This window comes from Salinimicrobium xinjiangense DSM 19287 (genome assembly GCF_000423585.1).
GTDB lineage: Bacteria > Bacteroidota > Bacteroidia > Flavobacteriales > Flavobacteriaceae > Salinimicrobium > Salinimicrobium xinjiangense.
In genome coordinates this window covers 42058-56916 of the sequence record NZ_AUIG01000030.1, presented here as the reverse complement: position 1 = coordinate 56916, position 14859 = coordinate 42058, and the positions used below count along the sequence as shown (strand labels likewise).

Here is a 14859-nt window from a genome sequence, read left to right as displayed (position 1 = left end):
GAAACAATGTAGAAGCCACTATTTTTCAGTTTGTGGTAAACATCAGAAATAAAAAGACTAAATACCGTGGTCTTATTAAAAACCGGATGTGGGCCTTTGCCCGCGGAATGTGGATAAATCTAGTGAGGATAGCCAAAAATATGGAGAAAATGTGTCCATGGAGTCCGGGTAAAGGCCAAAACTCCGCATTTTCTGTGCTTTTTCACCTTTTAAACATCAAAGATTGTTTGATTTTCTCGTTTATCATGGAGCAAACAAAAAACCCCGAATTTGAAGACAAATATAAACTTCTCAGAGCTTAATAAAAATAGGCTTTTTAGAGGTGACTCAACCTTGAACTTTAAACCTGGAACCTTAAACCAGTTCCGCTTCAAAAAGGGCAGAAAAATGCTTCTTTATTTTTTCCTTCACCTCGTCTACAGGAACCTCTTTTACGCCCAGTTCAACATTCAGTGAAGTAACTGCCTTGCCTTTGATTCCGCAGGGAACGATGTTATCAAAATATCCGAGATCTGCATTGACATTAAAAGCAAATCCGTGCATGGTTACCCAACGACTGGCACGAACGCCCATGGCACAAATTTTTCTGGCGAAGGGTGTATCGATATCAAGCCACACCCCCGTTTCACCCTTACTACGTCCAGCTTCAATACCATATTCCTTGAGAGTAAGAATAATGGTCTCTTCCAGAAGCCGGAGATATTTATGAATGTCTGAAAAGAAATTCTCAAGATCGAGAATGGGATAGCCTACTAATTGTCCGGGGCCGTGGTAGGTAATATCCCCTCCCCTGTTGATCTTATAAAAAGTGGCGTTTTTCTGCTTTAGCTGTTCCTCATTAATTAGGAGATGAGAGATATCCCCACTTTTTCCAAGGGTATACACATGAGGATGTTCAACAAACAAGAGGTGGTTTTTTGTTGCATCTGAAGTGCCTTCCCGGCGGTTTCTTATCTTCTGATCCAGGATCTCCTTAAAAATTTGCTCCTGGTATTCCCAGGTCTCTTTATAATCCCTTAAACCTAACTCCTGAAAATTTATGCGTTTGTTCAAATCTTAGTAGTATTGAGTATTGAGATCTGGATCTCTCCTATCTTTTATTATTCAAAATGATCAAGGCCGCGATCACTCCTGGAATCCAACCCGCGAGTGTAAGGATCAAAACAATAAGAATAGAACCACAGCCTCTGTCAATGACAGCCAGGGGCGGAAAAAGAACAGATAATATTACTCTCCAAATACTCATAAGCAGGTACAAAGATATTAAATTCTGCGGCAATTCTCAGGCGATCCTCTCCCCTAAAAAACAATTGATTGGTTGCCCATTAGTCTGTATCTTTGCCAGTCGAATTTTGAAATAAAAACAATGCATTTATCTGAACAGGAAATTATTCGCAGGGAAAAACTGGAATCTCTCCGAAAACTCAATATAGATCCATATCCCGCGGCACTTTATCCCGTAAATCACACCACTGCCGACATTAAGGCTGAATTTGAAGAGGATAAGAAGGTGGTCATTGCCGGAAGGCTAATGTCCCGCAGGATACAGGGGAAAGCTTCTTTTGCCGAAATTCAGGATTCTACCGGAAAGATCCAGGTATATTTTAACCGTGATGAGATCTGCCCCGGAGACGATAAAAGCAAGTACAACGACGTTTACAAAAAGCTTCTCGATATAGGAGATTTTATAGGAATTGAGGGTAAGCTTTTCAATACCCAGGTGGGAGAGAAAACCGTAATGGTTGAGAACTTCACCCTTTTAAGCAAGTCTCTAAAGCCTCTTCCGCTTCCAAAGACAGATAAGGATGGGAAAACTTATGACGAATTCAATGATCCTGAATTACGTTACCGCCAGCGCTATGCAGACCTGGTGGTAAATCCTAAAGTAAAGGAGATCTTTGTCAAGAGAACGAAGCTTTTCAATGCGATGCGGAATTTCTTCAATGACAAAGGCTATTTTGAAGTTGAAACTCCAATATTACAATCTATCCCCGGAGGAGCTGCAGCAAGGCCTTTTATTACTCATCACAACGCACTTGATATTCCGCTTTACCTTAGGATTGCCAATGAGCTTTACCTAAAGCGTCTTATTGTAGGAGGTTTTGACGGAGTGTACGAGTTTTCAAAGAACTTCAGAAATGAGGGAATGGACCGCACACACAATCCCGAATTCACTGCAATGGAAATCTATGTAGCGTACAAGGACTACAACTGGATGATGGAATTTACAGAGAATCTCCTGGAACATTGCGCAATTGCCGTAAACGGTACTACCGAAGCTACCTTCGGAAAGCATCAGGTGGACTTTAAAGCTCCATATGAAAGAGTGACTATGACCGATGCGATTAAAAAATTCACTGGATTTGACATTACAGGTAAGTCTGAAAAAGAACTTTTTGAGGCAGCTAAAGGCATGGGGATCGAAGTAGATGATACCATGGGGAAAGGAAAATTGATCGATGAGATCTTTGGTGAAAAATGCGAAGGCAGATTCATTCAGCCGACATTCATTACAGATTATCCTAAAGAGATGAGTCCGCTTTGTAAGGAACATCGTGAGAATCCGGAATTGACGGAAAGATTTGAGCTCATGGTCTGCGGAAAGGAGATCGCTAACGCCTATTCTGAGCTGAATGATCCAATCGAGCAGCGAAACAGGTTTGAAGAACAGCTGAAGCTTTCTGAAAAAGGAGATGATGAGGCCATGTTCATTGACCACGATTTCATACGCTCCCTGGAATACGGGATGCCTCCAACTTCGGGCCTCGGAATTGGAATGGACCGCTTGATCATGTTCCTTACCAACAAACAATCTATCCAGGAAGTGCTTTTCTTCCCTCAAATGAAGCCCGAAAAGAAAGCTGCAACTCCAAAACCTGAAGATTTTATTAAGATTGGGGTACCTCAGGAATGGGTGGATACAGTTATGCACGAATTTGGAACAGTTACAAAACTAAAAGAGCAGAAACCCACGCAGGTTCATCAAAAATTGAACGGACTGCGTAAAAAGAATAAACTTCCCGTAGCTGCCCTGCAGCTGGACGAGGTAGAAAAATGGTTTGAATAAAAACCCGGAAGGAATATCCAAATTACAAATCCCAAAAGTCTCTTTTAATAAGGGCATTTTTGGGAGGTATAAAAAAGGCTGTCTAAAAATCTAATTGATCGTCATTCTGAATTTATTTCAGAATCAATAATCCGATCTTCAGGATTAGAACCTGAAACAAGTTCAGGTTGACGCTATTAAAAAAATTTTAGACAGCCTTTGCTTTCCACTTTGGAAGCTTTATTTTTTTCTAGATTATTCCGCCGAGTTTTCCGGTTGTATCAGATATTCCTCCACCACCTCCTTCGGAGTCATCTTTGAGGTAATTGTCCATCTGCCCCGCCAATGCCGGAGGCATTCTATCCTTAAGAAATCCGGCTACTGTATCTACAGCGGTTTTAGCCTGAGCCTGAGTGATCCCGGCTTTTTCGGCAACTAAGTTTACGATCTTTTCCATTTTTCTTTTTTTAATTATTCCCTTAGAAGATAGAAATTCTAAAGGCCTTTAAAAAATGTAAAAGCCGGATTAACTTTAGGTTAACCTGAAGTTGTTTTCTAATTTATCGCTGGACAACCACAATGATATCTTGCTCTTGGAGCTCCAAAATTGTACCCAAGAGTGAGCTGATGAAATCCGCTGTTGCTCAATACAATTTCATTGAACTGCTGTGAATAAGTATATCCAATTAAAAAACTTCGGAATTCCACACCTGCAAAAGGTGTTACATACCTAATGTTCTCCATGCCCTCCTCCATCTTGTCCAGCCCCTGCCTGTAGGACAGGCCTGCCCATATTTGTCCGAAGTCAAAATTTCTGTATCCTTTCAGGTTAACATCGATTGCTTTTTCTCCTGTCTCCTCTGCCAGCTGAAGCATAACAGAAGGCTCCACAAACCAGTCATATGAAGGAGAAATGATATAACCTGCCGTGAGAAAATATTTCCGCTGGTTAACAGCAATATTTTCAGAATTAAAGAGCTCTCTCGTTACCGGCAGCAAATTCTTTGCAGAAAAATGTACGTAAAGATCCTTTTTAAAATAGGACATGCCGACGTCCATATTGGCATAAGCTGCAGATGTTTCTTCCTGTCCAACAATAGGATCGGGTTGCGTAAAGCTACTTTGATCCAGCCGGTGCTGAATCACCCCTGCACTTATTCCGAAGCTTAACCTGTGCAACTCCAGGTCTCCCGCCGGCAATCTCGAATGGTAAGCAAAAGTTCCGTAAGCTCCTGTTTTAGAAAAATTTCCGTTATGATCATTAAAAATTATAGCTCCAATCCCCTCTCTGTTACCCAATCTGCCATTAATGGTGAATGTCTGCATTCCCGGGGCATCATCAACATCAAACCATTGCTGACGCGCCGTGAGTCGCAGCTGACTGCGATTTGCCGCGCCGGCTAAAGAAGGATGGAGCAGATAAAGATTGTCGGTTAAATAATCGGAATAGGTAGGAATGATCTCCTGTCCCCGCATATCAAAAACATTTAGACACAGGAATAAAGTAAGTACCCAAAAAAGCGATTTTGGAAAGAAATTTATAAGATTATATGGTTTTAAATTTATCATTAGCGAATCAGGGAAAAATGACCTTTAATAGGTTCGTAACCATCTATAAAAATGTGGTACCAATAATCTTCTGCGGGTAGCTCTCTGCCATTAAAACTTCCATCCCATGAAAAACCTGCTCCTGTCCCCGTTGCCAGTAATTTTCCATACCGGTCATAAATCCTGATCTCTGAGTTACTGAAATATTCTACTCCTTTCAGCTCAAATTGATCGTTGAATCCGTCGCTATTGGGAGTGATGAATTGCGGCAGCACAATATGAGGAAATTCTTTGCTGACAGTATTACATCCTTCCAGATCTCTGACATAGGCAGTGTAAATTCCGCCGGGAATATTCTCAAATGTACCGGAGCTTTGAAAGTTGATTCCGTCCAGAGAATATTCAAATTCCCCGGTGTGTGCAGGCTGGATGATCACAGTTGTACCTTCGGAAGTGATTTTGGAGATTCCGGCGACATCAACCGCCCTTACCTGGAATTCTTTTACGGCACTACATCCATTTGCATTGGTAAGAACAACAGAATAATTCCCGGGCAGATTCACACTAATCTCCCGGCCGGAAGCTCCTGTACTCCAGTTATAACTGAAATTTCCCGCCCCTGCATCCAGATTTATCTCACCGCCGGAGCATAACTTCCGGATTTCATCTGTCACCTGCGGACTGGAAAAAACTGTCAAAGTCACAGCAGTACGGGGGCCGGGTTCACAGCTAAATCCTGTTTTTATAGCCTCTGCGTAATAAGTTCCTGCAACTTCAGGAACAAACCTCTTACCTGTCGCCAGTTGATTCCCTCCGGTTGCATTGTCAAACCAGAAAACCGTCTCATCTGCCTCTACTGTCACTTCCAGCGGCGGTATCATATCTCCTTCACAGGCTTCCCGGTCCCCAGGACTCAACGGTGCTTCAGGCGTAGTAACTATAATGACCTCAAAAGGTTCAGACGCCGAACTGCAGAGATCGTCCAAAAGGTTTACTGCATCTTCAGCTATTTTTATCCGGTAATATGTCGTGGAGCTTATTTGCGGGGAAGAAAAATCTCTGCCGGTTTCACCGGCTAGATCTACCCAATGCTCTCCATCTGCACTTTCCTGCCATTGAAAAGCATGACTGGTGTAAACGGTATTGTTGGGGGTAGCAGTTAACTCTACTGATACAGGCGAGTCGGGTTCACAAACTTCCAGCGAATTTCCGGCAGTTACTTCCGAAGATATTTCGGTAAGATCTCCACACGACCTGAAAATGATGTCATCAATAGCAAGATCATTTCCGCAGCCACCTACTCCATTATTGAACATGCGCAGGATCACGTCAGACTGGCCCACCTGGGAGCGAAACACGAGTGCATATTGTTCCCATTGGGGATTTGAGGTGCCATCAATATCGCCTGTACTACCACTGGCAAGGAGAACCGTATCTGTTTCATCCCAGATTTCGAAGCGAACGTTGATTGGAATACCAGTGCCTTCACATACATTTACACTTGCCGCATTATAAACATTCATTAAGAAGGCCGAGAATTCATATGTCGTAGCTTCACAGAGTCCGGTAATGCCCGTTTCATAGAACATTCCCGCTGTATTATCATTCGCGTTTACTATTAAAGCTTTTCCATTAGAAATAGTTCGCTGAGGAAGCGCCTGATGCCAGCTGCCGTTATTTTGACCTATTCTGCTTGAAATTGTGTATTGCCCATCATCTGGATCACCGGTAACATAATCGTAGGTAGTGATACCGGCAGGCAAAGCAGCTCCCGTTCCTAACCCGGTGCCGAAATCTTCATGAAAAATAGGATCTCCCTTACTACCCGGACAAAAGCTAAGCTGGGAAAAAGCCTGTCCGAAAACAAAGAGAAAAACAAGAAAATAGGGAACTCTCATCTTCCTTCAAAGGTACAGGAAAGCGGGGTTCTTTAAGATAATATTAGCATTTTCTTTCTATGACTTTAATCACGATTTTAAACCTTTTGCTCCTTCTACTGTCAAAGAATCAGCAAAATGCACCTCTTTTTATTTTAACAGCTTCCGGTTAGGTAACGGGAATCGGTTTTTATAAATTGGGCAATTCTTAACTAAAATTTAAATTTTAATGAACAACCGATTATTGTTCCGGCTGGTTATTGTTTTCTTTTCTTTTTCAATAACAAGCTGCGCAGTTTTTCAACCCGAAAAGGACACTAAAACTGCTGCCACAGCCAAACCCGCTGAAAAAGACAAAAATGGTATCAAACCTTACGACAAGGTAATTACCAAAAAAGCAAAAACAGATCCAGGTCTTTTTACAGTTCATCAAATTGATGACGACTATTACTACGAGATCCCGGACAGCCTTTTCAACCGCGAAATGCTAATGGTTACCAGAATTGCTCAAACTGCAACGGGCATTGGTTTTGGTGGTGGAAAACAAAATGAAAAAGTACTACGTTGGGAAAAAAAGAATAAAAATGTTCTTCTTCGTGTAGTTTCTCACAACAATTTTGCAGCCGATTCTCTTCCTATTCATGAGGCGGTAGTAAATTCCAATTTTGAACCCATACTTTTCTCTTTCAACATTGAAGCGATTCGCAAGGATTCCGTGAACAATGCTACAGTGATCAAAGTGACAGATCTTTACAAAAAAGATGTACAGGCACTTGGTTTTCCTGAAAGGAATCGTAAGAATTACAAGATCACCCGTCTTGACGACAGCAGGTCTTATATAGATACCATTAGAAGCTATCCTGAAAACATTGAAGTACGCCACGTCAAGACCTACCTGTCTTCTGAGCCGCCTTCTAATGCGAGTACTGCTTCTATTTCGGTAAAAATGAGCAACTCCATGATCCTGCTTCCTAAAGTACCAATGGAAAGAAGATATTTTGATGAGCGTGTAGGCTGGTTTACTTCCAGGCAGACAGACTATGGTCTTGAAGTACAGGAAAGTAAAACCGTTCGTTACCTTGACCGCTGGAGACTTGAAGTAAAAGATGAGGATATCGAAAAATTTAAAAGAGGCGAACTCGTTGAACCCAAGAAACAGATCGTTTATTATATCGATCGTGCTACTCCCAAGCAATGGGTGCCTTACATCAAACAGGGGATCGAAGATTGGCAGGTAGCTTTTGAGGCAGCAGGTTTCAAAAATGCGATCATCGCCAAAGATCCTCCTAGTGCAGAAGAAGATCCAGACTGGAGTCCTGAAGATGCACGTTATTCTGTAGTGCGATACCTGGCTTCACCAATTCCAAATGCAAACGGACCTCACGTAAGTGATCCACGTTCCGGAGAGATCCTGGAATCTGATATCAACTGGTACCACAACGTAATGACCCTTTTGAGAAACTGGTTCTTTGTACAGACTGCTGCTATCAATCCTGATGCTCAGGGAGTAGCTTTTAAAGATGAGATCATGGGCCGTTTAATAAGGTTTGTATCTGCTCATGAAGTAGGACATACTCTTGGACTACCACATAATATGGGAAGCAGTGTTGCTTACCCTGTAGAATCATTGAGAGATCCTGAATTCACTAAAAAATATGGAACTGCGCCTTCAATTATGGATTATGCCCGTTTCAATTATGTCGCTCAACCCGAAGATGGAGATGTAGCTCTAATGCCAAACATTGGCCCTTATGACAAATTTTCTGTGATGTGGGGTTACAAGCCAATCCTTGATCTCGAAGGCAAAGAAGAAAAGCCGGTTCTCGATTCATGGATCCTTGAGAAAGCCGGAGACCCAATGTTCAGATTCGGCGGACAGCAAGGTAGTGTGATCGATCCTACTTCTCAAACCGAAGATCTTGGTGATGATTCTGTACTTGCAAGTCAGTACGGAATTAAGAACCTTAAGAGGATCATTCCAAATCTTATTGAGTGGACTGCCGAAGACGGTAAAAACTATGATGATCTGGAAACTATGTATGGACAGGTGCTTGGGCAGTATAACAGATACATGGGTCATGTAGCTGCGAACGTTGGTGGTGTGATCAAAGAAACAAAAACCTACGACCAGGAAGGTCCGGTTTTCTTCCACGTAACTGCCGATAAGCAGAAGAAGGCAATGAATTTCCTGCAGGACGAATTATTCTCTACTCCGCAGTGGCTTATTGACCAGGAGATCTTTAACAAGATAGAGTTTGATGGCAATGTAGAGCGTATAAGAAATACGCAGGAGCGAACGCTAAACAACCTGCTCGACTTCGGAAGAATGCAAAGACTCATTGAAAATCGTGAAGTTAACGGTAACAGTGCCTATTCACTTCTCGATATGATGCAGGATCTTAGAAACGGAATCTGGAGTGAGTTAAGAAGAGGGCAAAATATTGACACTTACCGCAGAAATCTTCAGCGTGCCTACATCAACAGGATGGAATATCTAATGACTCAGGAACAATCATCGGGACGTTCGTGGGGAACACGGTCTGATGTTGATGTCGCTCAGAGTGATATTCGTCCCGTTGTAAGGGGAGAACTAAAGAATCTTCAGCGTGACCTGAGAAACAGCATTGGCAGGAGCCGTGATACCCTTACCAGGTATCATCTTGAGGATGCTTTGGAAAGAGTGAATCTTATTCTTGATCCAAATAGCTAAGAAGCATTTTTTCTGAAATATCAAAAAAGAGCCGGACGATCGTCCGGCTCTTTTCATTTTAATACCTCTCAAAAAAGAAATTTTAAGCTAGCCTATTTCAGCTCCTCTTAATCTCAGCGCATTCGCAATTACAGATACTGAACTAAAACTCATAGCCAATGCCGCGATCATGGGTGACAGCAAAATTCCGAAGAACGGGAATAAAACTCCGGCGGCAATTGGTACACCAAGCGTATTATAGATCAAGGCAAAAAACAGGTTCTGTTTGATGTTCCTCATCACCTTTTTACTCAGGGTTTTCGCCTTAACCACCCCGTGTAGATCTCCTTTTATAAGAGTGATCTCTGCGCTTTCAATAGCGACATCGGTTCCCGTACCCATGGCAATTCCAATATCGGCTTTTGCAAGAGCCGGGGCATCATTGATCCCGTCCCCGGCCATGGCAACTTTTTTTCCTTGCTGCTGAAGTTTCGTAACCTCCTCCATTTTGTCCTGTGGCAGCATTCCGGCTCTAAAACCTGATAAGTGTAATTCCTTCGCAACGGCCGAAGCTGTTACCTCATTATCCCCGGTAAGCATTATTACCTCAACTCCTGCATCAATAAGATCTGAAATAGCTTGCCTGCTGGTTTTCTTGATAGGATCTGTGATAGTTACATAACCCGCGATCTTGCCTTCCACGGCGATATAGGAAACTGTTTTTCCCTGTTCCTGTGCTTTCGTTACCTGCTGCTGAAGCTTTTCATCCACCTCAGCATTGATCTCCTGCATAAGCTTTTCATTCCCTACCGCTAGGTTTTTTCCTTCGGAAATTCCTGTAACTCCCTTTCCTGTAACCGCATCAAAATCTGAAGCTTCAGCAAACTTCACTTTCTTGTCTTTTGCGAACCGGACAGTTGCCTCTGCCAGCGGATGCTCACTCTGCGCATTTATGGAAGCCAGATGGCTGATAAGTTTTTCTTCTGAAATCTCTCCTGAAGCAACTACCTTTTCAACCGAAGGTTTTCCTTCAGTAATGGTTCCCGTCTTGTCAATGATGAGCACATCGATCTTATCCATTTGCTCCAGGGACTGGGCATTTTTGATCAGTACTCCATTCTGAGCCCCTTTCCCGACGCCCACCATAACCGACATAGGCGTCGCCAATCCCAGGGCACAGGGACAGGCAATGATCAATACAGCAATGGCATTAATTAAGGCGTACACATAACTCGGGTCGGGACCAAAAGCTGCCCATACGAAGAAGGTAATAACCGCTATGATTACTACTACCGGAACAAAGTAAGCTGAGATCTTATCTGCCAGTTTCTGAATTGGCGCCTGTGACCTGCTGGCATCATTCACCATCTTGATGATCTGGGCAAGCAGGGTCTCATCTCCTACCTTTTCAGCTTTCATGGTGAAGCTCCTGTTGCCGTTAATAGTACCCGAAGTCACTTTGTCACCTTCAGCTTTTTCTACCGGTACAGGTTCCCCTGTGATCATAGACTCGTCAATATTGGTCTGCCCCTTTTGAATGCTTCCGTCCACCGGGATCTTATCTCCGGGTTTCACCCTCAGGATATCCCCAACCTTGATCTCATCTGTATGGATTTCCTGTTCTTCACCATTGACTACTATGGTAGCTTTGTTGGGTGCCAGTTTCAGCAATTCCTTGATAGCAGAATTCGTCCGGCTGTGCGCTCTTGCTTCCAGTAACTGCCCCAGCAAAACCAGCGTAAGGATTACTGTTGCGGCTTCGAAATAAACGTGAACAGTACCATGATGGCTTAGAAACTGCTCCGGAAACCAGCCCGGGAACAGCATGCCGAAAACACTGAAAAGCCAGGCGACTCCGGCACCAATCCCAATCAGCGTGAACATATTTAGGTTCCAGGTCATTACAGACCGGTAGGCTCTTTCAAAGAACATCCAGGTGGCATAAAAAACCACCGGAATAGAAAGCACTAGCTGTACCCAATTCCAGGCCTCCATGCCCATCCAATTATAGATGGGATTGCCGGGAATCATTTCCCCCATGGCAATAAGGAAGATTGGGATGGTAAAAGCCACAGCTATTTTGAACTTTTTGAGCAGCTTATTGTAAGACTTCTTCTCAGCCGAAAGTTCGGGTTCCATCCGCACCAGATCCATTCCGCAGATGGGGCAGCTTCCCGGCTCATCTTCCTGAATTTCGGGGTGCATGGGGCAGGTGTATAGAGGTTTTTCAGCTTTGAGACTTACCTCCTCCACCAGGTCCATTCCGCAAACAGGGCAATCTCCCGGTTTGTCGTAGGTTTTATCACCCTCACAGTGCATGGGACAGTAGAAAGTGCCTGTGCCCTTACCCTTTGGTTTTTCAGGCTTTGGTGGGGCCGTAATGTCCTGCCCCGGAAGATAAATATTATAAGTACTTCCGTCCTTTCTCAGCGCTTCCTGATAAATTGATACGGGAATGGGTTTATCTGAAGTTATCACCGCCTCCGCCTTTTCAAGATCAACAGAGACATACTGCACTCCATCCACTTTATTAAGGGTTTCTTCAACATGCGACCGACAACCACTACAGGTCATTCCCGTCACCTGGTACTTTTCCTTTGTTCCCGGGGAATGAATGTGGTACCTGCCGCCGTCCTTTTGCAGCGCATCTTCAAAAACGCCTATAGGAATATGCTTTTCCATCACCACCTCAGCTTCGGCTTTTTCAAGATCTACGGCAGCATTTTTAACTCCGTCAACCTTCCGCAGAGTTTCTTCCACATGCGAGCGACAACCGTTGCAGGTCATACCGGTGATCTTGTAGGTGTGAGTCATGCCGGAATTATTCGAGTCAACTTTTCCAAAGTTTATATCATCAGCAGCAGTGGTATCTTCAGAAACCGAATCATCATTACTTGGAACTTTGGGAAAGTTCGAGTCTGCTTCAGACTTTTCTTCAGAAGTACCCGGAGCGAGAATGTGATAATTCCCACCACCTTTTTGAAGCGCTGTTTCTAGAATATCCCAGGGAATATGCTTCTCCATTTCGATCTCAGCCTCGCCCTTCTCCAGATCTACAGAAGCAGATGTTACACCCTTCACATTTTGAAGCGTTTCTTCTACGTGAGAACGGCACCCATTACAGGTCATACCGGTGACCTTATAGGTGTGAGTCATACCTTTCTCAACTTTGCCAAAGTTTTCATCATCAGCGGCAGTATTAGCCTCAGAAACCGAACTGTCTTTTTGTGGAACTTTGGCAAAGTTTGAATCTTCTCCTTCTTCCCTCTCAAAAATGTGATATTTACTGCCATCTTTCTGAAGTTCTTTTTCAAAAACCTCAATTGGTATATGTCGTTTCATTTCGATTTCAGCTTCAGCTTTCTCGAGATCCACAGCAGCATTTTTAACTCCGTCTACCTTCCGCAGAGTTTCTTCCACATGCGACCGACAACCGTTACAGGTCATACCGGTGATCTTATAGGTGTGAGTCATCCCTGGATCAACTTTGTCAAAGTTTTCATCATCAGACGCGGTAGTATCATCGTGATTCTGATCCTTCTCTTTAGGAACTTTGGCAAAGTTTGAATCTGCTTCAGACTTTTCTTTAGAAGTCCCGGGAGCAAGAATATGATAATTCCCACCACCTTTCTGTAAGGCGGTTTCCAAAATATCCCATGGAATATGCTTTTCCATTTCGACAACAGCCTCTCCTTTTTCGAGGTCGACTGCAGCATTTTTCACTCCCTCAACTTCCTGAAGCGTCTTTTCAACATGAGAACGGCAGCCATTGCAGGTCATGCCGGTGATTTGATAGGTATGTTTCATTTCTTACACTTTTACATCCCAAAGTTCGGCAGGATTCAAAGCGGAAATGTTATACAATTCTGGAAATTTGTGGTAAGATTCTAAAGCTTGTCCAGAGGAATGCGTTTGTTTTCCTTTACCTGCTTAAAATGGGTGGGAGTCAATCCCGTTACTTTTTTGAACTGCTTACTCAAATGTGAAACACTGGAATAATGGAGTTGGTGTGCGATCTCGCTGAGGGAAAGTTCGTCGTAAACCAGCAGTTCCTTTACTTTTTCGATCTTTTGGGTGATCACGTATTGTTCAATGGTCACGCCCTGCACTTCAGAAAATAGCTTGCTGAGGGCAGAATAATCCTGATGGAACTTCTCAGAAAGATGCTCCGAAAATGTCATTTTTGGAAGCTCAGCAGAATTGTGGATCAATTCCACTACAGTATTTTTTATGCTCTCAATGAGCCGGGTCTTTTTATCATCAATGAGCTCAAAACCAAAATTTTGCAGGCGTACATTCAGCAGCTCTTTTTCTTCTGCAGAAAGTTCCCGCTCCACTTCGGCCATCCCCAGCTCAACTGTAAGGGGGTGAAGTCCGAACTTCTCCAGTTCAGACCTCACCATCATGTTACAGCGGTTACAAACCATATTTTTGATAAAAAGCTTCATCTACTTCACCCTGAAAGGTATAATTATCTTTTTCTTTTCCCAGGAAAATACAATATCTCCCGTTTTTTCTCCCGTCTTATTCACCTCGTATTTAAGCACCTCTTGTGGTTCTTTTGATTCCTGAGGAGTAACATTGAATCGAAGCACGTCTTCAGCTTCATTATAATCATCCTTGCCATGTTGTTCCCAGCGGGAATTAAAGATCACGCTCCATTCATCCTGTTTTCTGGGAATTAAGAAAAATCCATATTTCCCGGCAGGTAAAATGCTTTCTCCAATCTCCAGGTCTTTATCGGTTTCAATCCAGGTGGCGTTATGTGCTCCTGCCTGCCAAACCCTGTCGAAAGCTACGAGACCTCCAAAGATAATTCGATCCCGTACACTGGGGGCCGAATAATCGATGTGTACATGCGCCCCGTCCACTATGGCCATTGCTTCGGTGTGAGGGCTAAGGCTACCACTCCTGTCTTTGACAGGTGCAGTTTCATGTTCGTGTATCTCTTGTCGCTCCTCTTTCTTCTCTTTCGACGATTCGCAAGCCGCAGTAACAGCACTAACCGCCAATAGAAGAAATAATTTATTTTTAAATTTCATAGGCCTTATATAAGATTCTGCCGGACCTAAACAGGACCGGCAGAATCTTTCTGATTACTTTAAAGTTTCTCTCACGCTACCGCACTTCAGCATCTTATCGCCGTAGTAAGGATTTCTGATCTCTTTTGAAGCCGAAAGCCATGCACCTCCCTGTCCGTCAAAGGCCATTGGGCAGTACTGCTTGTACAATTCTCCTGAACTGATAGATCCGCTTACCAATCCTTCCATAGCTGCAGAAAGGTCCAAAAATGCTGTTCTCTGAACGTTCACATCTTCAGTATTTGCAATAGTCTGCGCCGCCTTAAGTGCATCGGTATTGTTCTCTACTCCCTCAAGAGCCTCTACGAGCATCTCTCCGCCATTTTGCGCTTCCTCTGCATTAGTATTGACCAATGCAGATCTTACATGGTTATAATGTCCGTAAGCAGCTGCAATACGCTCATCACTGAACTCTACTTCGGCTTCCTGCCCGTCATCCAGGTTTCCGGCCATATCACCGGTTCCACTCATTTCATCTGTGTGTTCCTGGTGCATTTCATTCTGCATTGGCAATCCCGGTTCTTCGGCATTTTCTTTTTTAGTTTCTCCACAGGAAGCAAACATAAAAGCTCCTGCAAGTGCGAGCACTGTCATTTTTGTGTGTTTCATTTTTCTGAT

12 protein-coding genes are annotated in these 14859 nt (G+C 43.4%); 3 read left to right on the top strand and 9 right to left on the bottom strand.

Going from position 1 to position 14859, the window contains the following annotated elements:
- On the top strand, positions 1–302 hold a 302-nt coding region (locus G564_RS20590; RefSeq protein ID WP_029037810.1), incomplete at its 5' end, for a hypothetical protein.
- Between the two features lie 52 nt (positions 303–354).
- On the opposite strand, the gene lipB is transcribed toward G564_RS20590, so the two are convergent.
- Positions 355–1053, bottom strand: a complete 699-nt coding sequence (gene lipB / locus G564_RS0111595) for a lipoyl(octanoyl) transferase LipB (RefSeq protein WP_029037809.1) — start codon at positions 1051–1053, stop codon at positions 355–357.
- A gap of 37 nt (positions 1054–1090) precedes the next feature.
- Complete coding sequence (locus G564_RS20170; protein ID WP_084625633.1) at positions 1091–1246, bottom strand: YqaE/Pmp3 family membrane protein; 156 nt, start codon at positions 1244–1246, stop codon at positions 1091–1093.
- 120 nt (positions 1247–1366) lie between these two features.
- On the opposite strand from G564_RS20170, the gene lysS reads away from it, so the two are divergent.
- Complete coding sequence (gene lysS / locus G564_RS0111585) at positions 1367–3067, top strand: lysine--tRNA ligase (protein ID WP_029037808.1); 1701 nt, start codon at positions 1367–1369, stop codon at positions 3065–3067.
- Positions 3068–3296: 229 nt separating this feature from the next.
- Here the strand turns inward: lysS and G564_RS19165 are convergent, their stop codons facing one another.
- The 3 genes from G564_RS19165 to G564_RS0111570 all read right to left on the bottom strand — a co-directional run bounded on the left by G564_RS19165 (position 3297) and on the right by G564_RS0111570 (position 6492).
- Entirely contained in the window at positions 3297–3503 is a 207-nt protein-coding gene (locus G564_RS19165) for an HU family DNA-binding protein (RefSeq protein ID WP_037373919.1), read from the bottom strand.
- 98 nt (positions 3504–3601) lie between these two features.
- Positions 3602–4615, bottom strand: coding sequence for a PorP/SprF family type IX secretion system membrane protein (locus tag G564_RS0111575; RefSeq protein ID WP_084625632.1), 1014 nt, complete (start codon positions 4613–4615; stop codon positions 3602–3604).
- Entirely contained in the window at positions 4615–6492 is a 1878-nt protein-coding gene (locus G564_RS0111570) for a T9SS type B sorting domain-containing protein (protein WP_029037806.1), read from the bottom strand. Before G564_RS0111570 ends, G564_RS0111575 begins: the two co-directional genes overlap by 1 nt.
- A gap of 208 nt (positions 6493–6700) precedes the next feature.
- Between G564_RS0111570 and G564_RS0111565 the strand changes: the two genes are divergently transcribed.
- Positions 6701–9181 (top strand): zinc-dependent metalloprotease, encoded by a 2481-nt coding sequence (locus G564_RS0111565; RefSeq protein WP_029037805.1) that lies wholly within the window; start codon positions 6701–6703, stop codon positions 9179–9181.
- Between the two features lie 87 nt (positions 9182–9268).
- Here G564_RS0111565 and G564_RS0111560 read toward each other — a convergent pair whose 3' ends face one another.
- From G564_RS0111560 to G564_RS19960, 4 genes are all read right to left on the bottom strand, one after another.
- Positions 9269–12967 carry a heavy metal translocating P-type ATPase gene (locus G564_RS0111560; protein WP_084625631.1) on the bottom strand — a complete coding sequence of 1233 codons (3699 nt, stop codon included), beginning with the start codon at positions 12965–12967 and terminating at the stop codon, positions 9269–9271.
- Between the two features lie 80 nt (positions 12968–13047).
- A complete protein-coding gene (locus G564_RS0111555) occupies positions 13048–13608 on the bottom strand; it encodes a helix-turn-helix domain-containing protein (protein WP_029037803.1) in 561 nt (186 codons plus the stop codon).
- Positions 13609–14202, bottom strand: a complete 594-nt coding sequence (locus G564_RS0111550; RefSeq protein WP_029037802.1) for a DUF2911 domain-containing protein — start codon at positions 14200–14202, stop codon at positions 13609–13611.
- Positions 14203–14256: 54 nt separating this feature from the next.
- Positions 14257–14850: a DUF3347 domain-containing protein gene (locus tag G564_RS19960; protein ID WP_051205429.1), complete on the bottom strand. Its 594-nt coding sequence runs from the start codon at positions 14848–14850 to the stop codon at positions 14257–14259.
- Between the last annotated feature and the right edge of the window lie 9 nt (positions 14851–14859).